This window comes from Pseudomonas sp. PICF141 (genome assembly GCF_002286815.1).
Taxonomy (GTDB): Bacteria; Pseudomonadota; Gammaproteobacteria; order Pseudomonadales; family Pseudomonadaceae; genus Aquipseudomonas.
In genome coordinates, this window is sequence record NZ_MUNM01000025.1 from 149,765 (window position 1) to 169,688 (window position 19,924).

The window sequence follows — 19,924 nt, forward strand, 5'->3', positions numbered from 1 at the left end:
CCAGACGGCCGACTCATCATGAGTCAGCCGCCGGCATGGGTTTTACAAAATGTTGAACGGGATGGTGGTCACCAGACGGAACTCATTGATGCTGCCATCCGCCTGGTTTTCGCTGGCGCGGTGAGCGGTGTAGGTGGCGCGGATAGCGGTGGCCTTGAGTGGGCCGCTCTGCACGGCGTACGAAGCACCGATGCCGTATTCGTAGTGGTGTTCGCCGTCCTGGGACTGGATACCGTCGTAACCCTTGCCTGCTACGCCTTCGTTGCCGGTGTAGTGAGTGCCATCGATGCCCCAGCCGCGAGCCTGGTAAATGTTGAACTTCAGGCCAGGAACGCCGTATTCAGCCATGTTCAAACCGTAGGCAACCTGGAAGGACTTCTCGTTCGGGCCGTTGAAGTCCGACAGCAGGGAGTTGGCCAGGTAGATGCCGTTGGTTTCGTGCAGGTAATCGAAGTACTCGTTACCGTTAATTTCCTGATAGGAGAAGGTCAGGCTGTGAGCCTGGTGGGTCAGGCCGAGCGACAGGGAATAGGTGTCGTTATCGATCTTGCCGATAAGGGCTTTACCTTCTTCCTGGGTTTTGTAGTAGTTCAGGCCAGTGGTCAGGCTCAGGATCGAACTGTCGCCCAGCACATGAGTGGCGCCGAAGTAGTACTGGTTCCACAGGTCTTCAGCCTGGGTGCCCCACACACTGGTGGTCAGGCTGGCGAATGGCGTGTAAGTGATACCGGCCGTGTGGACATGATCGGTTTCAACGATGCCGTTGGCGTATTCGGTGCGGAACTTGCGCTGGCTTTGTTCGGTTCGTGGCGAGTTTCGATCGAACGTGCCGATGTCGAAGCTCAGGTTCTCCAGCTCTTCGCTGTGCAGGCTCACACCCTGGAAGCTTGAAGGCAATGCACGGTTACCGATGACATCGACCATCGGGCTGCTGAAGTTCTGGCGACCGGCAGTAAGGGTGGTGTTGGATACGCGGGCCTTGACGTTGGCCAGGCCCAGCTTGCTCCACTGGCCGACGGCGTCGCCACCTTCCTCGGTCAGGGTGCGGTTGTTGCCCGCGCCAGAACGAGTACCCGGTGCGCCACCGTTATTGGACGCCAGATCCTTGCGATCACGATCCAGAGCAATAGCGTTGTAGGCCGCCACTTCGGTGCTGAACCCCACAGTGCCTTCGGTGAAACCGGAGTTGTACTTGAGGATAGTGCCCTGAACCCAGTTGATACGACGATCAGTCGGGGTCGATACACCGTGCTTCTTATAGCTGAACGTGGCGCCGCGCTTCAGTTGTTCATTGGCGTACCAGTTACGCGTGCTGCCGGTGATCGATTGGCCTTCGACAAAACCTTTGGCTTCACTCTGGGCACTTTTCTCTTTAACGGTAACCGGCGTGAACGCCTGGCTCTGGGATTCTGCGTACGCCGTGGCGGTCACGCTGCTGATGGCCAAGGCCAATAACGCAGTGCTGCTCAGTTTCATGGGTGAAGCTCCTTGTTTTCTTTTTTTATGCCGGTCTTTTTTTGGTGATCCGGCTATTTGTTTAGAACACATTCAGGCATTGCAAACGTTTGCTATAGGCCGGATTGGCGAATTACGGCAATACGCTTGCGTGAGGGCGCAAGCCGCCCCCAGCGTTCTGGCTAATTGGTTATTGGTCGATGCTGACGCCCGAGAACACGTTGCGACCGAAAGGACTCACCTTGAATCCTTCGACGTTGGCGCTCAACGGCTGGTTGACCGTCGAGTGAGCGACAGGCGTGATCGGCACTTGCTGCTTGAGCAATTGCTGAGCCTGTTTGTAGAGCACGGTGCGCTGGTCGCGATCGGTGACGACCTTGGCCTGCTTGATCAGCTTGTCGTAAGCCGGATCACACCACATGGAATAGTTGTTGCCGCCAATGGCATCGCAGCTGTACAGCGTGCCGAGCCAGTTGTCCGGATCGCCATTGTCACCGGTCCAGCCGATGAGGCTGATGTCGTGCTCGCCGTTCTTGGTGCGCTTGATGTACTCGCCCCATTCGTAGCTGACGATATTGACCTTGAGGCCGATCTTCGCCCAATCCGCCTGGAGCATTTCGGCCATCAACTTGGCGTTGGGGTTATAGGGACGTTGCACCGGCATGGCCCAGAGGGTGATTTCAGTGCCTTCCTTGACACCGGCGGCCTTGAGCAATTCCTTGGCCTTTTCCGGGTTGTAGGCGGCGTCTTTAATCGTCTCGTCGTAGGACCATTGAGTCGGTGGCATGGCGTTCATTGCCAGTTGACCGGCGCCTTGATAGACCGCGTTGAGAATGCCTTGCTTGTTCACCGCCATGTCCAGCGCCTGGCGCACTTGGAGCTGATCGAACGGTTTGTGCCGCACGTTATAGGCGATGTAACCCAGGTTGAAGCCAGGCTTTTCGATCAATTGCAGTTTCGGATCGTTTTTCAGCGCGGTCACGTCGGCGGGGCGTGGATGAAGCGTGATCTGGCATTCGTTGGCCCTGAGCTTCTGCACGCGCACCGAGGCGTCGGTATTGATGGCGAAAATCAGGTTGTCCAGCTTGACCCGGCTCGGGTCCCAATACTGCTTGTTACCGCTGTAACGGATGCTGGAATCTTTCTGATAGCTCTTGAACACGAACGGGCCCGTGCCGATCGGCTTCTGGTTGATGTCGCTCGGCTTGCCGGAGGCCAGCAATTGATCGGCGTATTCGGCGGACAGGATCGCGGCGAAGCTCATGGCGATGTTCTGGATGAACGCGGCGTCAACGCTGTTGAGCGTCATTACCACGGTCAATGGTCCGGTCTTCTCGACCTTGGCGATGTTCTTGTTCAGGCTCATCCCGTTGAAGTACGGGAACTCAGTCGGGTAAGCCTTTCGGAAGGGTTGTTGCGGATCGAGCATGCGATTGAAGGTAAACAGCACGTCATCGGCGTTGAAATCGCGGGTCGGCGTGAAATATTTGGTGGTATGAAATTTCACCCCTTCACGCAGGTGAAAAGTGTATTTGAGGCCGTCCTCGGAAACGTCCCAGCTCGTTGCCAGGCCTGGTACGACGTTGGTGGCGCCTTTTTCAAATTCTGCCAATCGGTTGTACAGCGGTTCCGCGGCGTCGTTATCGGTCGCCGTAGTGTACTGCGCGGTGTCGAAACCGGCGGGGCTGCCTTCGGAACAAAACACCAGGCTGTTATTGGCGGCCTGGCCGATGGAAGTGACGGCCAGCAGGCCGGTGCCCAGCAATGCGGATAAAACCAATGTATGGCGCATGACGCTCCCTCTTTTTGTAGTGTTTATTCAATGCGCCGCGACCCCGTCGGGGGATGTTGTGGCGCATTGAGCTCAAACCAATACGGGCAGCAAACCGATAGCCACGCAATTGCTGGTCAGATCCCGACGGTAGGGGCCGTGGGTCTGGCAGTAAATTGCGCTGTGTCCTAAAAACTCGTAGGAATTGTCAACGCGTCCTAATCCTGGCTGTACAAGACAGCGGATTTGGATGTAGGCAAATTCCTACTTATCGGCAGAAAAAAAACAGCGGCGCCGCTGAAGACGTCGCCGCTGCTTTTCTTATTTGCTGACGCTGACGCCGTAGAAGGAGTTCAAGCCAAACGGGCTGATCTTGAAATCCTGCACGTTGTTGCGCATGGGTTGGAACACCGTTGAGTGAGCGATAGGTGTCATTGGAACGGCGTCTTTGAGGACGTGTTGAGCCTGCTTGTACAGTTCGGTGCGCTTGGCCTGATCGGTCGTACGCTTGGCTTCTTTGACGATGCCGTCGAACGTCTTGTCGCACCATTTGGAGAAGTTGTTGCCCTGCAACGAGTCGCAGCCGAACAGCACGTTCAGCCAGTTGTCCGGGTCACCGTTGTCGCCGCTCCAGCCAATCAGCATCGCGCCGTTTTCGCCGCCTTTGGAGCGCTTGATGTACTCGCCCCATTCGTAGGTGACGATCTTGGCCTTGATACCGACCTTGGCCCAATCGGACTGGAGCATTTCGGCCATCAGCTTGGCGTTGGGGTTATAGGGACGTTGCACCGGCATGGCCCACAGGTTGATCTCGGTGCCTTCCTTGATGCCGGCTTCCTTGAGCAGCTCCTTGGCTTTCTCAGGGTTGTACGGCGTGTCCTTGATGGTGGTGTCATAAGACCATTGGGTCGGTGGCATGGCGTTGACGGCCAGCTGGCCAGCACCCTGGTAAACCGAATCGATGATCTGCTGCTTGTTGACGGCCATGTCCAGTGCCTGACGCACTTTCAGCTGCGCCATCGGGTTTGGCTGATCGCTGCCCTTGATCTTGTCCATCACGTTGTAGGCGATGTAACCCAGGTTGAAACCGGCCTGGTCCGGCACCTTCAGGGTTTTGTCTTCCTTGAGCGCCTTCAGATCGGCCGGACGAGGAAACAGGGTGATCTGACACTCGTTCTTTTTCAGCTTCTGGATGCGTACCGACGGGTCGGTGGTGATGGCGAAGATCAGGTTGTCGATCTTCACGTCGTCAGGCTTCCAGTAGTCCTTGTTGCCGGTATAGCGGATGTTGGAGTCTTTCTGGTAGCTCTTGAACACGAACGGGCCAGTACCGACCGGCTTCTGGTTGATGTCGGCGGCTTTGCCTTCCTTGAGCAGCTGGGCAGCGTACTCGGCGGAATGGATCGAGGCGAAACTCATGGCCATGTTCTGGATGAACGCGGCATCCACTTCTTTGAGAGTGAACTTGACCGTATGGTCGTCGACTTTATCGATCTTGGTGATGTTGGTATCCATCCCCATGTCGGTGAAGTACGGGAATTCAGTCGGATAGACCTTACGGAACGGATCATCCTTGTTAATCATGCGATTAAAGGTGAACAGCACGTCGTCGGCGTTGAACTCACGAGTTGGCTTGAAGTACGGGGTGGTGTGGAACTTGACGCCTTCACGCAGGTGGAAGGTGTAAGTCAGGCCATCATCGGAAATGTCCCACTGGGTCGCCAGGCCAGGAACAACGGCGGTGCCGCCGCGCTCGAACTGGGTCAGGCGGTTGAACATGGTCTCGGCAGAGGCGTCGAAGTCGGTTCCGGTGGTGTACTGACCAGGATCGAAACCGGCCGGGCTCCCTTCGGAGCAAAACACCAGGTTAGTCGCCGCGAAGGCGAATGGTGCGCTGGCTAACAAGCTTGCGCCGACTAAAAACGGAATGACCGCGTGTTTAAGCATGGTGGCCTCATGATTTGTTGTCATTTTTGGAATTAGAGGACGACCTCGTGAGTCGACCTGCGGATACTTATGCAGGGGCCATACCCAATGCAAGATCCTGAATGGCTCCAAACCTTAAACAGTGGAACGAACGTACCTTAATGTCGCATATGTATAAATACTGACGCATTTGACCGTTTGCGCAGGTTTTTTACGGTGCAAATCGCGCACCGACACAGGGCAATCGGCCCATCTGGCGCACCCGGTTGGCGCCTGGTGTTACTTATTTATACCCACTCATAGAAGGTGTGAGGCCGAACGGATTGAGTCTTGAAGACGGTCACTTCCGTGCTCAGAGGCTGGAATATTTCCCCCCTTGGCGCGGAACCTGGTCATCACCTTGGTGACTCTCAGGGCTCAATCCAACAGGTCATCATGCTCGCGGAGTTGGCGGTGAACCGGGCGTTGGATAACGTCGATCTGGCGTAGACCGCGTTATCGTTCATCGCGAGCAGGCTCGCTCCCACAGGGATTGAGGGTGTACATGGATTTTATCTACGACACAGATCTAAGGTGGGAGCGAGCCTGCTCGCGATGGCGGCAGATAGTTCGCGAAAAATAAAAAAACGGCGATCACTTCGGTGATCGCCGTTTTTTGTACCGACTTATCCAATCACTGCATCAACACTTCAATCGCCCCATCCGCCGTCATGCTGACCTGGCTAGTACCCGCTTCAACCTCGGGCGTCACGGGCGCTGAATCCATGGCGGCGGCTTTCATCATCGGCCCGCGCATGTACGGCTGTGGATAACCGTTGCTGTTGAGGTTCAGGTTGACGATTTTGTAGCTCTTGCCGCCCAGGGCATCGGTGGCCAGTTGGGCGCGGGACTTGAAGGCGGTCACGGCTTCTTTGAGCAGGGCGTCTTCGCTGGCTTTGCGGGTTGGCGTCGCGATGGCGAAGTCCATGCCGCCCATTTTCAGGTCGGTGAGCAGTTCGCCGGTGAGTTTGGAGAGGGCGGCGAAGTCCGAGCTTTCCAGGCGCAGTTCGGCACGTTCGCGCCAGCCGGTGATTTTCTGGCCTTTGGTGTCGTAGATCGGGTAACTGTTGCGGCTGCCCTGACGCAGGGTGATGTCTTTGACTTCTTTAGCCTGGGCCAGTGCCTTGTTCATGGTGGTGCTGACGTCGGCGGCGAGTTTGGCCGGGTCGCTGTTTTGCTCTTCGGTGTAGAGGGTCACGATCATCAGGTCGCGGGCCACTTCCTGGCTGACTTCGGCGCGCAGGGAGATCTGGTTGTAATGCAGCTCGTCGACGGCCAGGGCCGGAAGGCTGGCGACGGTGCCTACGCTTAAGGCAAGAAGGGCGGCGCTGCGGCGCAATGTGTGCATGAAAAGCTCCTTGGAGTGCGCAGGGGTTAAGGTCCGAACCTGCGTGAAACCATCAGACTCTAGCTTCAATGGTCCGGTTCGCACAGTTACAACTTCTATACAGATGGAAGGCAGCTAGCCCTTTGGCGAGGCGCTTGCTGTGGCGAGGGGGCTTGCCCCCGTTGGACTGCGAAGCAGTCCCAAAACCAGCCACGGTGTGTTATCAGACAAACCGCGTCAGCCGATCTGGGACTGCTGCGCAGTCCAACGGGGGCAAGCCCCCTCGCCACAGGTTCACCATGTCCCCGGTCCAAACAGGTTAGTTCGTCACAGATACACTGCTTGGTAGCTGTGGTCGTTTGCCGCACTTTTGCCTCTCAGGCCCGCGGCTTGGTTATACTCCGTGCGATCCGCCTGGAGCGCTCATCAGGAGAGCTCATGCTCGCCCCCGTTCAAATTACTTCCGCCACTCGCCAGAACCTCTGGCGGCTCACGTTCATCCGCACCTTGGTGCTGGCCGCTCAGGCCGGCTCTGTGGGGCTGGCCTACTGGTTCGACTTGTTGCCGTTGCCATGGGTGCAACTGGCAATGACCCTGGGTTGCTCGATGTTGCTGTGCGCGTTCACGGCGGTTCGTCTACGCACCTCGTGGCCGGTGACTGAGCTCGAATACGCCTTGCAACTGGCCTGTGACCTGTTTATCCACAGTGCCTTGCTGTATTTCTCCGGCGGTTCTACCAATCCGTTCGTTTCTTATTACCTGGTGCCGTTGACCATCGCCGCCGTGACGCTGCCGTGGCGCTATTCGGTGATTTTGTCGGGTATCGCCCTGACGCTTTACACGTTGCTGCTGGCGCAGTTCTACCCGTTGGAAACGTTCCCGATCGCCAGGGAAAACCTGCAGATCTACGGCATGTGGCTGAGCTTCGCCCTGGCAGCGGCGGTGATCACATTCTTCGCCGCCCGCATGGCCGAGGAGCTGCGTCGTCAGGAAGAATTGCGTGCCATACGTCGCGAAGAAGGCCTGCGCGATCAGCAATTGCTGGCCGTCGCCACCCAGGCTGCCGGTGCGGCCCATGAACTGGGCACACCGCTGGCGACCATGAGCGTGCTACTCAAGGAAATGCGCCAGGACCATCCCGACCCGCTGTTGCAGGAGGATTTGAGCGTGTTGCAGGATCAGGTCAAACTCTGCAAAGAAACCTTGCAGCAGTTGGTCCGGGCGGCGGAAGCCAATCGTCGCCTGGCGGTGGAGATGCAAGACGTCACCGACTGGCTCGACGAAGCCCTGAACCGCTGGCACTTGATGCGCCCGGAAGCCAGTTACCGCTTCCAGCGCCTGGGCCAGGGGACCGTGCCGCGCATGGCGCCACCACCGGACCTGACCCAGGCCCTGCTGAATTTGCTGAACAATGCCGCCGACGCGTGCCCCGAAGGCTTGCAAGTGACCCTGGACTGGAATGCCGAGGACGTGACCATCAGCATTCGCGACCATGGCGCCGGTGTGCCATTGGCCATTGCCGAGCAAATTGGCAAACCGTTTTTTACCACCAAGGGCAAAGGTTTCGGCCTGGGCCTGTTTTTGAGCAAGGCCAGCGTGACACGCGCCGGCGGCTCAGTGAAACTCTACAGTCATGAGGAAGGTGGCACGCTTACCGAGCTGCGCCTGCCCCGTGTCGCCCGAGGAGACGAACATGAGTGACGAGATCCAAGTCGAAGGCGAAGAACTGCCGCATTTGCTGCTGGTAGACGACGACGCAACCTTCACCCGCGTGATGGCCCGCGCCATGGCCCGTCGCGGGTTTCGCGTCAGCACAGCAGGTTCCGCCGAAGAAGGCCTGACTATCGCCCAGGCCGACATTCCGGATTACGCCGCGCTGGATCTGAAGATGGACGGCGATTCGGGCCTGGTATTGCTGCCCAAATTGCTTGAGCTCGATCCGGAAATGCGCGTGGTGATCCTCACCGGTTATTCGAGCATTGCCACCGCTGTCGAGGCAATCAAGCGTGGCGCCTGCAATTATTTGTGCAAACCGGCGGACGCCGATGACGTGCTGGCCGCGTTGCTCTCCGAGCACGCCGACCTCGACACGCTGGTGCCGGAAAACCCGATGTCCGTGGACCGTCTCCAGTGGGAGCACATCCAGCGCGTATTGACCGAGCACGAAGGCAACATCTCCGCTACCGCCCGCGCCCTGGGCATGCACCGCCGCACGTTGCAGCGCAAACTGCAGAAGCGCCCGGTCCGTCGCTGAACGGACGCTGAACGATTATCGCCAGCCCTCGCGATAACACGAACCGATCCTTTATGATCGGTTCGTGTGTGTTCTTTTCTTTATCGAGCCTTTTCCATGAACCAGAACGCTGAATATTCCGCGGTCAACGATGCTGTGCGCGGGCAGTTTTTTCGCAAAGTCTGGGCGATGACCACGCCTTACTGGCACAGCGAAGAGAAGGGCAAGGCCTGGACATTGCTGATCGCGGTGATTGCGCTGTCATTGTTCAGCGTGGCGATTTCGGTGTGGATCAACAGTTGGTACAAGGATTTCTATAACGCCCTGCAGAGGAAGGATGACGCGGCGTTCTGGCAGTTGATTCTGTATTTTTGCGGCATCGCTGCCGTGGCGATTCTCGGCGCTGTATACCGGCTGTATCTGACTCAGATGCTGACCATTCGCTGGCGGGCCTGGCTCACCGAGAAACACTTTACCCGTTGGCTCGCCAACAAGAATTACTACCAGCTGGAGCAGGGCGGTTACACCGATAACCCGGACCAGCGGATTTCCGAAGACCTCAACAAGTTCACTACCAATACCTTGGGCCTGGGCCTTGGTCTGATCCGTAACATCGTCAGCCTGGTGTCGTTCTCGATCATTTTGTGGGGCGTATCGGGCAGTATCGAAGTGCTTGGCTTCACGATCCCCGGCTACATGTTCTGGTGCGCACTGGTTTATGCCGCCGTCGGCAGCTGGCTGACCCATGTGATCGGTCGTCGCTTGATCGGTCTTAACAACAACCAGCAACGTTTCGAAGCCGACTTGCGTTTCTCCATGGTGCGGGTTCGCGAGAATGCCGAAAGCATTGCGCTGTACAACGGCGAGCCCAACGAGAATCGTCGCTTGAGCAGCCGTTTCGGGCTGGTCTGGCACAACTTCTGGGACATCATGAAGGTGTCCAAGCGCCTGACCTTCTTCACCTCCGGTTATGCCCAGATCGCAATTATCTTCCCGTTCATGGTCGCGGCGCCGCGTTACTTCGCCGGCAAGATCGAACTTGGTGAACTGATGCAAATCAACTCCGCGTTCGGCAACGTCCAGGAGAACTTCAGCTGGTTCATCAGCGCGTACCAGGACCTCGCCGAGTGGCGTGCGACCTGTGATCGCCTGCTGAGTTTCCGTCAGGCCATGACCGACAATGAAGAGCGCGCACCGGCCATCGACGTGCAAAACCAGGGCACGGCCTTGAAAGTACAAAACCTTGGCCTCGACCTCGCTGACGGTCGTCACCTGCTGACCAACGCCGATATGACGGTGGAGGAGGGCGAGCGTGTCATGCTCAGCGGTCGTTCCGGCAGCGGCAAATCAACGTTGCTGCGGGCGATGGGGCACCTTTGGCCGGCTGGCCATGGCAGCATCCGTCTGCCGACAGGACGGTATCTGTTCCTGCCGCAAAAACCTTATCTGCCGATTGGCACCCTGCGCGAGGTGCTGAGTTATCCACAGCCGGGCGACACCTACCCGCATGAGCGTTACGTCCACGTCCTGGAAACCTGCCGCTTGCCACACTTGATTGGGCGTCTGGATGAAGCCAATCACTGGCAGCGCATGCTTTCACCGGGTGAGCAGCAACGACTGGCCTTTGCCCGTGCGCTGCTGTACGCGCCGCAATGGTTGTACATGGATGAGGCGACGTCGGCGATGGATGAAGAGGATGAGGCGTCGCTGTATCAGGCGTTGATCGATGAATTGCCTGGGCTGAGCATTGTCAGCGTCGGCCATCGCAGCAGCCTGAAACGTTTCCACCCACGGCATGTGCGGATCGAGAATGGGCATCTGGTGGACCAGACCGTGACCGCCTGAACACCACACCCTCTGTAGGAGCGAGGCTTGCCCGCGAAGGCCTTCACGCGGTTTCCGACTGAGGACCACGTTATTGTTCTTCACGGGCAAGCCTCGCTCCTACGGGTGTGGTGGTGATCGTACAACTCGCATGCGCTATGATGCGGCTTCAGCCGAATTTTCGAGACAGACGTTCACCATGGAAAACCCGATCGACGCACCTCGCCTCCCTCGCAAGCGCCGCAGCCTCGCTCAGGAACTGGTGACGGTGCTGTCCGAGCAGATCCGCGACGGTCACCTCAAGCGTGGCGACAAGTTGCCCACCGAGTCGGCGATCATGGATGCCCATGGCGTCAGTCGCACCGTGGTGCGCGAAGCGATTTCACGTTTGCAGGCCGCAGGCCAGGTCGAAACCCGTCACGGCATCGGCACCTTCGTGCTCGATACGCCGAGCCCGAGCGGTTTCCGGATCGACCCGGCCACCGTGGTGACCTTGCGCGATGTGCTGGCAATTCTGGAGTTGCGCATCAGCCTGGAAGTGGAATCCGCCGGCCTTGCCGCGCAACGTCGCACTCCTGAGCAGTTGGCGTTGATGCGAGCGGCGCTGGACGCCCTCAATGAAAGCGTTTCCCACGCCAGCGATGCCGTGGCGTCCGACTTCCAGTTCCACCTGCAGATTGCCCTGGCCACCGGCAATCGCTACTTCACCGACATCATGACCCACTTGGGTACCAGCATCATTCCGCGCACACGCCTGAACTCCGCGCGCCTGGCCCACGACGACCAGCAGCACTACATGAGTCGCCTGAGTCGTGAGCATGAAGAGATTTACGATGCGATTGCGCGCCAGGATTCCGATGCGGCGCGGGCGGCGATGCGGTTGCATTTGACGAATAGCCGCGAGCGGTTGCGCCAGGCCCATGAAGAGGCGCAGGCGCAGCGGGGCTGAGCGTCACCAGAAAGAACGCCATCGCGGGCAAGCCCGGCTCCCACAGGTTTTTGTGTCGATCACAACAGTGTGAGCGCACACAGAAACCTGTGGGAGCCGGGCTTGCCCGCGATGGGGTCAGTCGCCGTCAATTAATCTTTCAGATTGTCTCCAAAATTCCCCGATCCACTCTCACCGCCAACCCGGCAGCCCCAGGTTTGGCATCGAAAACCGCATGCCCGCGCTCATCTACAAGTGCCCGGGCGATCGGCAAGCCTTTGGACAGCAACTCCAGCGGCGCGCCTTTGAGCGATTGGCCAGAAGCCAGTTCCAGTTTCAGTTTGATAGTCATCAGTGATTTCCTTATCAGGCATTGGCCGCTGAATTCAGCACGCCAGTTGGTTGGTAATCCTTGAGCAGCAGATACGTGCTCCAGCCCCACCAGTCGTCCACGGTGGCGGTGTCGTTCAAATTGTTGACGTCCTTGCGCCGCAATACCTTGTCACCCTCGACCTTGAACAGTGGCGAGAAATTGCCGGCCGGGTTCAGAACCGCTTGCAGGTCGGGCAGTCTTTTCAACGCAGCAAAACTGCCGGCCGATGGAGCAGTGCCGCTGAGGTACGCCGCGAACACTTCATCCGCAGACACCTGTACCGCTTGATTGACCTGGGCGCGATTGGCGCTGTCGATGGTGTCGAAGTAGCGCTTGTCGCCGTAGGCGTGCCAGCGATCGCCGTTGCCATTGCTCACGTTGAGGCCGAACTTGCTGTCTTCATCGTGCATGAAGCGGGTAATCAACGAGCCGAGATCGCTGGGCGTGACCACCGCCGCCAACTGTTTGCGCGGGACACGCAGGTGACCGGCGGAATACAGGTCGGTCAAGGAGTGATCGGCAAAAGCGTTCATCGCATAGGCCAGCTCCAGCTGCTTTTCATCGCCGCTGTTGTGGGCCAGCACCGCTTGTTGCAGCGCTGCCGTGTGCCCGGCGATGTAAGCCAGCAGTGCCCATTCGGCAAAGTGGTCGGCATTGTTGGCGGCCAGTTTCAGATAGCGCCCCAACGGGAACAGCGCCGAGACGAAACTGCCGCCGCCGGTGATCTTGTTCCACTCTTCCGACAACGTATCACCCAAGACGTCATAAGCCTCATGAGGCTCTTTACCGTCCCTGATCGCTTGATTGATGGCGGCGATTTCTTTCTGCATGACACCTAGGATCAACTTCGCCTCGGCGTTTGAGGCCGGCAGAACCGCCAGGGAATTGAAGGCGTTGGTAAAGCGCTGGATTCGGTCCGCCGCTGTAGCGCCTTCGCAGATCGGTTGGTCGGGAATTCCATAAAAATCACCCCCCAGCGCAATCACTTGCCCATAGGTCAATGCCAGGCCATTGGGCAAATGCAACTCCACCTCAGAGGCCGGTATGGCAGGCGCATCCTTGACGAAGCGCAGCAGGGTGCTGTCGCCGATCGCGGTATGTTCTGCACCCTCAAACCTCAATTGCGGCGCGCCTTTCAGCGTATTTTTCGTTGGGGTCGGCAGCGGGTCCTGGCGCTGCTGCTTGAGGCCGTGATGGCTGCCGGCGGTGAGTTTAAGCGTGTCGCCATTGCCAGAAAGGGCGATGCCGTGCTCGGTAAAAAGATCATCCAGATCGGCGATGATCTGTCGGGTTTTTTCCTTCGATTGTGCGTGTACACCTGACATTTCTAGCTCCTTGATATGTCGTAGGTAGAATCAAATTTAACTGTATGCATATACAGTTATCTGGATCATAGATGAGAAATTTCCCACGTCAAGGGATTACTTTTTCCGACGCAGATTTTGCGGCTCACGATGAAATGCAGTTGACGGTTGTATTTTAAGTTGTACGATGACCTACAACTTCGGCGAAGGCTGAACGGTTTTCTCACACAACGTTGCTACCCAGGGTGTTCGAATAATGAATCCACAAGAACTGAAGTCCATCCTCTCTTCCGGCCTGCTGTCGTTCCCGGTCACCGACTTCAATGCCCAGGGCGATTTCCATCGCGCGGGCTACATCAAGCGTCTCGAATGGCTGGCCCCATACGGCGCCTCGGCATTGTTCGCCGCGGGCGGCACCGGTGAGTTCTTCTCTCTGGCGGCCAGCGAATATTCGGAAATCATCAAGACTGCCGTCGACACTTGCTCCACCAGCGTGCCGATTCTTGCCGGCGTAGGCGGCGCCACCCGCCAGGCCATCGAATACGCTCAGGAAGCCGAACGTTTGGGCGCCAAAGGCCTGTTGCTGCTGCCGCACTATCTGACCGAAGCCAGCCAGGACGGCGTTGCCGACCACGTTGAAGCGGTCTGCAAATCGGTAAAAATCGGCGTGGTGGTTTACAACCGCAACGTTTGCCGCCTGACCGCTCCTTTGCTGGAACGTCTGGCCGAGCGCTGCCCGAACCTGATTGGTTACAAGGATGGCCTGGGCGATATCGAGTTGATGGTGTCGATCCGTCGCCGCCTCGGTGATCGTTTCAGCTATCTGGGCGGTTTGCCGACCGCTGAAGTCTACGCCGCGGCTTACAAGGCGCTGGGCGTGCCGGTTTATTCCTCGGCGGTGTTCAACTTCATCCCGAAAACCGCGATGGATTTCTACCACGCCATTGCTCGCGAAGATCACGCCACCGTTGGCAAGATCATCGACGACTTCTTCCTGCCGTACCTGGACATTCGTAACCGCAAGGCCGGTTACGCGGTGAGCATCGTCAAGGCCGGGGCGAAAATCGCCGGCTTCGACGCAGGTCCGGTGCGTGCGCCGCTGACCGATCTGACGGGCGAAGAGTACGAAATGCTCGCCGCGCTGATCGACAAGCAAGGTGCGCAATAACACTCGATAAAACCAAGGCCGCTGAGCAATCAGCGGCTTGTTGCGTGAGGAGATCTTCAAGTGGCTGATGCAAAGCGTTACGACAACTACATCAACGGCGAATGGGTGGCGGGCAGTGATTACTGCGCCAACATCAACCCCTCGGAGCTGACCGATTCCCTCGGCGATTACGCCAAGGCTGATCTGGCCCAGGTTCACGCCGCCATCGACGCCGCCCGCGCCGCGTTCCCGGCCTGGTCCACTTCGGGCATTCAGGCACGTCACGATGCCCTGGATAAAGTCGGCAGCGAGATCCTTGCCCGTCGCGAAGAGCTTGGCACCTTGCTGGCTCGGGAAGAGGGCAAGACCCTGCCCGAAGCCATCGGCGAAGTGACTCGCGCCGGCAACATCTTCAAGTTCTTCGCCGGTGAATGCCTGCGCCTGTCCGGCGACTATTTGCCGTCGGTGCGTCCGGGCGTCAACGTCGAAGTGACCCGCGAAGCGTTGGGTGTGGTCGGCTTGATCACTCCGTGGAACTTCCCGATTGCGATCCCGGCGTGGAAAATCGCACCGGCCCTGGCTTACGGCAATTGCGTCGTGCTCAAGCCTGCCGATCTGGTACCGGGCTGTGCCTGGGCGCTGGCGGAAATCATCTCCCGCGCCGGCTTCCCCGCTGGCGTGTTCAACCTGGTGATGGGCAGCGGTCGGGTGGTTGGCGATGCGCTGGTGCAGAGTCCGAAAGTCGACGGCATCAGCTTCACTGGCTCCGTCGGTGTCGGTCGGCAGATCGCTGTCAGCTGCGTATCGCGCCAGGCCAAGGTTCAGCTGGAAATGGGCGGCAAGAACCCGCAGATCATTCTCGATGATGCCGACCTCAAGCAAGCGGTCGAACTGTCGGTACAGAGCGCGTTCTACTCCACCGGGCAGCGTTGCACCGCCTCGAGCCGCTTCATCGTCACCGCCGGGATTCACGACAAATTCGTCGACGCCATGGCCGAGCGCATGAAGTCGATCAAGGTCGGTCACGCGCTGAAAACCGGCACCGATATCGGTCCGGTCGTCTCGCAGGCTCAGCTTGAACAGGACATGAAATACATCGACATCGGCCAGGGCGAAGGTGCGCGTCTGGTCAGTGGCGGTGCTCTGGTGACGTGCGACACCGAAGGCTACTTCCTCGCGCCGACCTTGTTCGCCGACAGCACAGCGGCGATGCGCATCAGCCGCGAAGAGATCTTCGGCCCGGTGGCCAATGTCGTTCGCGTGGCTGATTACGAGGCCGCGCTGGCCATGGCCAACGACACGGAGTTCGGTCTGTCGGCGGGTATCGCCACCACATCGCTGAAATACGCCAACCACTTCAAGCGCCACTCCCAGGCCGGGATGGTGATGGTCAACCTGCCGACCGCCGGCGTGGATTACCACGTTCCGTTCGGTGGGCGTAAGGGTTCATCCTATGGCTCACGTGAGCAAGGTCGCTATGCGCAAGAGTTTTATACGGTCGTGAAGACCAGCTACATCGGCTCCTGATCCACGTAATACCTGTGGGAGCTGGCCTGCCGGCGATAGCATCATCGCGGTGTGACTGACACACCGCGTGGCCTGTATCGCTGGCAGGCCAGCTCCCACAAAAGACCGACCAAAGAAGATTCACCCGCGCATAAAAATAATCAGTGGGAGTACATCTACAATGCAATCGACCAAGCCGACTCACGTCCGCTATTTGATCTTGCTCATGCTGTTTCTGGTGACCACGATCAACTACGCCGACCGGGCCACTATCGCAATCGCCGGCTCCAGCCTGCAAAAAGACCTCGGCATCGACGCGGTCACCCTCGGTTATATCTTCTCCGCATTCGGTTGGGCCTACGTGGCCGGGCAAATTCCCGGTGGCTGGCTGCTGGACCGTTTCGGTTCGAAAAAAATCTACGCGTTGAGCATTTTCACCTGGTCGCTGTTCACCGTGCTGCAAGGCTATGTCGGTGAGTTCGGCCTCTCTACGGCGGTGGTTGCGCTGTTCATGCTGCGCTTTTTGGTGGGGCTGGCCGAAGCGCCATCGTTCCCCGGCAATGCACGCATTGTGGCAGCCTGGTTCCCCACCGCTGAACGCGGCACAGCGTCTGCGATCTTCAACTCGGCGCAATACTTCGCCACTGTGTTGTTCGCACCGCTGATGGGCTGGATCGTCTATGCGTTTGGCTGGCAGCACGTGTTCATCGTCATGGGCGTGATCGGCATCGTCTTTTCGGGGATCTGGCTGAAGGTGATCTACAGCCCGCGCCAACACCCGATGATCAACGACGCCGAGTTCAAGCACATTGCCGACAATGGCGGCATGGTCGACATGGACCAGGACAAAGGCAAAGGCAAAAAAGGCGACGGTCCGAAGTGGGACTACATCCGCCAGCTGCTGACCAACCGCATGATGCTCGGCGTGTATCTGGGCCAGTACTGCATCAACGGCATCACCTACTTCTTCCTCACCTGGTTCCCAGTGTACCTGGTGCAGGAGCGCGGCATGACCATCCTCAAGGCCGGTTTCATTGCCTCGCTTCCGGCGATCTGCGGGTTTATCGGTGGCGTGCTGGGCGGGGTGATTTCCGATTATCTGCTGCGCAAAGGCCACTCGCTGACCTTCGCCCGCAAGACGCCGATCATCGCCGGCCTGCTGGTTTCCAGTAGCATCGTGGCCTGCAACTATGTGGACGTGGAATGGATGGTCGTCGGCTTCATGGCCCTGGCCTTCTTCGGCAAAGGCGTGGGCGCGTTGGGCTGGGCGGTGGTGTCCGACACCTCGCCGAAACAGATCGCCGGTCTGAGCGGTGGCCTGTTCAACACCTTCGGCAACATTGCGTCGATCACCACGCCAATCGTTATCGGCTACATCATCAGCTCCACCGGTTCGTTCAAATGGGCGCTGGTGTTCGTCGGTTGCAACGCGCTGGTTGCAGTCTTCAGCTATCTGGTGATCGTTGGCCCGATCAAACGTGTGGTGCTCAAAGAGCCGCCTGTCAGCGGTCCCGAAACCAACAGTAAATTGTCCGAAGCGCATTCCTGAGGAGCGGCGTCATGCAGTTGATTGAACATTCCGACTCGCCGCGCTACATCCGCCTGCACGAGCGGGACAATGTGGTGATCGTGGTCAATGATCAGGGCGTACCGGCCGGTACGGAATTCCCCGATGGCCTGGTCACCGTGGATTTCGTGCCGCAGAGCCACAAGGTCACTCTCGAGGACATTCCCCAGGGCGGCCAGGTGATTCGTTACGGCCAGACCATTGGGTATGCGTTGCAGCCGATCCCTCGCGGCAGCTGGGTCAAGGAAGATCAACTGCGCATGCCGACCGCGCCACCGCTGGACAGCCTGCCGCTGTCCACCGAAGTGCCGGCCGCGCAGGCACCGCTGGAAGGCTTCACCTTCGAGGGTTTTCGCAACGCCGACGGCACCGTTGGCACGCGCAACATTCTGGGCATCACCACCACCGTGCAGTGCGTTACCGGCGTGCTGGATCACGCAGTGAAACGCATCAAGGACGAGTTGCTGCCCCAGTACCCGAACGTCGATGACGTGGTCGCGCTGACCCACAGTTACGGCTGTGGCGTGGCGATCACCGCCACCGACGCATACATCCCGATCCGCACTGTGCGCAACCTGGCGCGCAACCCGAACCTGGGTGGCGAAGCGCTGGTGATCAGCCTGGGCTGCGAGAAATTGCAGGCCGGGCAGGTGATGCACGAAAACGATAGCTCGGTGGATTTGAGCGAGCCGTGGTTGTACCGCTTGCAAGATTCCAGTCACGGTTTCACCGAGATGATCGAGCAGATCATGGCGCTGGCCGAGACTCGTTTGAAGAAGCTCGACCTGCGTCGTCGGGAAACCGTGCCGGCGTCCGAGTTGATCCTCGGCATGCAGTGCGGCGGCAGCGATGCATTCTCTGGCATCACTGCCAACCCGGCGCTGGGCTATGCCTCGGACCTGTTATTGCGGGCGGGGGCGACGGTGATGTTTTCCGAAGTCACCGAGGTGCGCGACGCGATTTACCTGCTGACGTCCCGCGCCGAAACCGAGGAAGTGGCTCAGGAGCTGGTGCGGGAAATGGACTGGTACGACCGTTACCTGGCCAAGGGTGAAGCGGATCGCAGTGCCAACACCACGCCGGGGAACAAGAAGGGCGGGTTGTCGAACATTGTCGAGAAGTCGCTGGGTTCGATCGTCAAGTCCGGCAGCAGCGCGATCAACGGGGTACTGGGCCCCGGCGAACGGTTCAAGCGCAAAGGGCTGATTTTCTGCGCGACCCCGGCCAGTGATTTTGTCTGCGGGACGTTGCAGTTGGCGGCGGGGATGAACCTGCATGTGTTCACCACCGGGCGGGGCACGCCTTACGGGTTGGCGATGGCGCCGGTGGTGAAGGTATCGACCCGCACGGAACTGGCGCAACGCTGGCCGGATTTGATCGATATCGACGCCGGGCGCATTGCGACCGGGCGGGCGTCGATCGAAGAGCTTGGCTGGGAGTTGTTCCACTACTACCTGGACGTGGCCAGTGGCAAGAAACAGACGTGGGCCGAGCAGCATAAGCTGCATAACGACATCACCTTGTTCAACCCTGCGCCGATCACCTGAGACCGAGTTATCGTTCTTCGCGGGCAAGCCTCGCTCCTACAGGATCGCGTCGTACGTATTTTCCGCGAACGACGCGATCCTGTAGGAGCGAGGCTTGCCCGCGAAGGCGTTCTACCAGACGCCAACGTCCCCAGTGGCTTATCATTAGCCCCCTAACGACGCCCACCCAAGGTTCCCCCGGCATGCTGGCTATTTTCCTCGAAACCCTGAACATCACCGCGCCGGTGTTTGCCATGCTGTTTCTGGGGGCGCTGCTCAAGCGCATCGACTGGATCAACGATAACTTCATTCATACCGCGTCGGCCCTGGTGTTCAACGTCAGCATGCCGGCGTTGCTGTTTCTGGGCATCTTGCATGCCGACCTGCATGCCGCGCTGCAACCGGCGCTGCTGATCTACTTCTCGATTGCCACGCTGATGAGTTTTGCGATTGCCTGGGGCTGGGCGATCTGGAAATGCCCGCGGGAAGACCGGGGCATCTATACCCAAGGCGCGTTTCGCGGTAATAACGGCGTTATCGGCCTGGCGCTGGCGGCGAGCATGTACGGTGGTTACGGGATTTCCCTGGGGGCCATTCTCGCGGCGTTGGTGATCCTGTTCTACAACACACTCTCGACCATCGTGCTGGCGGTCTACAGCCCGGTGATCAAGTCTGACCCGTGGAGCATCTGCAAAAGCGTGATGGTTAACCCGCTGATCATCAGCGTGTTTGCGGCGACGCCGTTTGCGTACTTCAAGATTGGTTTGCCGGGGTGGCTGGAAACGTCCGGCCAGTACCTGGCACAAACCACCTTGCCGTTGGCGCTGATCTGTATCGGGGGCACGTTGTCGCTGGCGGCGATGCGCAAAAGCGGCACGATGGCGCTCAGTTCAAGCCTGGTGAAGATGATCGGCCTGCCAGTGCTGGCAACATTCGGGGCCTGGCTCTGGGGGTTTCGCGGGGCGGAATTGGGGATTCTGTTTTTGTACTTCGGCAGC

General features: G+C 58.8%; 15 protein-coding genes. 9 read left to right on the forward strand and 6 right to left on the reverse strand.

What is annotated here, in order from left to right; translation table 11 throughout:
- Positions 1-42 precede the first annotated feature (42 nt).
- The 4 genes from BZL43_RS04870 to BZL43_RS04885 form a co-directional block, all read right to left on the reverse strand.
- Positions 43-1,476: an OprD family porin gene (locus tag BZL43_RS04870; RefSeq protein ID WP_095631256.1), complete on the reverse strand. Its 1,434-nt coding sequence runs from the start codon at positions 1,474-1,476 to the stop codon at positions 43-45.
- 169 nt (positions 1,477-1,645) lie between these two features.
- Positions 1,646-3,247, reverse strand: coding sequence for an ABC transporter substrate-binding protein (locus BZL43_RS04875; protein WP_095631257.1), 1,602 nt, complete (start codon positions 3,245-3,247; stop codon positions 1,646-1,648).
- Positions 3,248-3,547: 300 nt separating this feature from the next.
- On the reverse strand, positions 3,548-5,173 hold the full coding sequence (locus BZL43_RS04880; protein ID WP_095631258.1) for an ABC transporter substrate-binding protein: 1,626 nt from the start codon (positions 5,171-5,173) through the stop codon (positions 3,548-3,550).
- Positions 5,174-5,825: 652 nt separating this feature from the next.
- On the reverse strand, positions 5,826-6,539 hold the full coding sequence (locus tag BZL43_RS04885; protein ID WP_095631259.1) for an SIMPL domain-containing protein: 714 nt from the start codon (positions 6,537-6,539) through the stop codon (positions 5,826-5,828).
- A 417-nt stretch (positions 6,540-6,956) separates the two neighbouring features.
- Between BZL43_RS04885 and BZL43_RS04890 the strand changes: the two genes are divergently transcribed.
- The 4 genes from BZL43_RS04890 to BZL43_RS04905 all read left to right on the forward strand — a co-directional run bounded on the left by BZL43_RS04890 (position 6,957) and on the right by BZL43_RS04905 (position 11,524).
- Complete coding sequence (locus tag BZL43_RS04890; protein ID WP_095631260.1) at positions 6,957-8,219, forward strand: ATP-binding protein; 1,263 nt, start codon at positions 6,957-6,959, stop codon at positions 8,217-8,219.
- On the forward strand, positions 8,212-8,772 hold the full coding sequence (locus BZL43_RS04895; protein WP_007901386.1) for a response regulator transcription factor: 561 nt from the start codon (positions 8,212-8,214) through the stop codon (positions 8,770-8,772). The genes BZL43_RS04890 and BZL43_RS04895 overlap by 8 nt, the downstream gene beginning before the upstream one ends.
- Positions 8,773-8,868: 96 nt before the next feature.
- Positions 8,869-10,596, forward strand: coding sequence for an ABC transporter ATP-binding protein/permease (locus BZL43_RS04900; RefSeq protein WP_095631261.1), 1,728 nt, complete (start codon positions 8,869-8,871; stop codon positions 10,594-10,596).
- Positions 10,597-10,774: 178 nt separating this feature from the next.
- Positions 10,775-11,524, forward strand: coding sequence for a FadR/GntR family transcriptional regulator (locus BZL43_RS04905; protein WP_008067294.1), 750 nt, complete (start codon positions 10,775-10,777; stop codon positions 11,522-11,524).
- Positions 11,525-11,663: 139 nt separating this feature from the next.
- Here the strand turns inward: BZL43_RS04905 and BZL43_RS04910 are convergent, their stop codons facing one another.
- The gene (locus BZL43_RS04910; RefSeq protein WP_095631262.1) at positions 11,664-11,855 is read right to left on the reverse strand and encodes a hypothetical protein; all 192 of its coding nucleotides are present in this window, start codon (positions 11,853-11,855) and stop codon (positions 11,664-11,666) included.
- Between the two features lie 14 nt (positions 11,856-11,869).
- On the reverse strand, positions 11,870-13,201 hold the full coding sequence (locus tag BZL43_RS04915; RefSeq protein ID WP_095631263.1) for a phospholipase: 1,332 nt from the start codon (positions 13,199-13,201) through the stop codon (positions 11,870-11,872).
- A 235-nt stretch (positions 13,202-13,436) separates the two neighbouring features.
- Between BZL43_RS04915 and kdgD the strand changes: the two genes are divergently transcribed.
- From kdgD to BZL43_RS04940, 5 genes are all read left to right on the forward strand, one after another.
- Positions 13,437-14,348: a 5-dehydro-4-deoxyglucarate dehydratase gene (gene kdgD, locus BZL43_RS04920; RefSeq protein ID WP_095631264.1), complete on the forward strand. Its 912-nt coding sequence runs from the start codon at positions 13,437-13,439 to the stop codon at positions 14,346-14,348.
- Positions 14,349-14,408: 60 nt separating this feature from the next.
- Positions 14,409-15,854, forward strand: a complete 1,446-nt coding sequence (locus BZL43_RS04925) for an aldehyde dehydrogenase family protein (protein ID WP_095631265.1) — start codon at positions 14,409-14,411, stop codon at positions 15,852-15,854.
- 160 nt (positions 15,855-16,014) lie between these two features.
- Positions 16,015-17,382: an MFS transporter gene (locus BZL43_RS04930; protein ID WP_095631266.1), complete on the forward strand. Its 1,368-nt coding sequence runs from the start codon at positions 16,015-16,017 to the stop codon at positions 17,380-17,382.
- An 11-nt stretch (positions 17,383-17,393) separates the two neighbouring features.
- Entirely contained in the window at positions 17,394-18,947 is a 1,554-nt protein-coding gene (garD, locus tag BZL43_RS04935) for a galactarate dehydratase (protein WP_095631267.1), read from the forward strand.
- Between the two features lie 182 nt (positions 18,948-19,129).
- Positions 19,130-19,924 (forward strand): AEC family transporter (locus tag BZL43_RS04940; RefSeq protein WP_095631268.1); only part of this gene is annotated, 795 nt, incomplete at its 3' end.

Bases quoted from the DNA above. Each gene is read 5' to 3' on its own strand.
- BZL43_RS04885 (WP_095631259.1), bottom strand. From the start codon at position 6,539: ATGCACACATTGCGCCGCAGCGCCGCCCTTCTTGCCTTAAGCGTAGGC.
- BZL43_RS04880 (WP_095631258.1), bottom strand. From the start codon at position 5,173: ATGCTTAAACACGCGGTCATTCCGTTTTTAGTCGGCGCAAGCTTGTTA.
- BZL43_RS04905 (WP_008067294.1), top strand. From the start codon at position 10,775: ATGGAAAACCCGATCGACGCACCTCGCCTCCCTCGCAAGCGCCGCAGC.
- kdgD (WP_095631264.1), top strand. From the start codon at position 13,437: ATGAATCCACAAGAACTGAAGTCCATCCTCTCTTCCGGCCTGCTGTCG.
- garD (WP_095631267.1), top strand. From the start codon at position 17,394: ATGCAGTTGATTGAACATTCCGACTCGCCGCGCTACATCCGCCTGCAC.
- BZL43_RS04870 (WP_095631256.1), bottom strand. From the start codon at position 1,476: ATGAAACTGAGCAGCACTGCGTTATTGGCCTTGGCCATCAGCAGCGTG.
- BZL43_RS04930 (WP_095631266.1), top strand. From the start codon at position 16,015: ATGCAATCGACCAAGCCGACTCACGTCCGCTATTTGATCTTGCTCATG.
- BZL43_RS04890 (WP_095631260.1), top strand. From the start codon at position 6,957: ATGCTCGCCCCCGTTCAAATTACTTCCGCCACTCGCCAGAACCTCTGG.
- BZL43_RS04910 (WP_095631262.1), bottom strand. From the start codon at position 11,855: ATGACTATCAAACTGAAACTGGAACTGGCTTCTGGCCAATCGCTCAAA.
- BZL43_RS04875 (WP_095631257.1), bottom strand. From the start codon at position 3,247: ATGCGCCATACATTGGTTTTATCCGCATTGCTGGGCACCGGCCTGCTG.
- BZL43_RS04915 (WP_095631263.1), bottom strand. From the start codon at position 13,201: ATGTCAGGTGTACACGCACAATCGAAGGAAAAAACCCGACAGATCATC.
- BZL43_RS04895 (WP_007901386.1), top strand. From the start codon at position 8,212: ATGAGTGACGAGATCCAAGTCGAAGGCGAAGAACTGCCGCATTTGCTG.
- BZL43_RS04900 (WP_095631261.1), top strand. From the start codon at position 8,869: ATGAACCAGAACGCTGAATATTCCGCGGTCAACGATGCTGTGCGCGGG.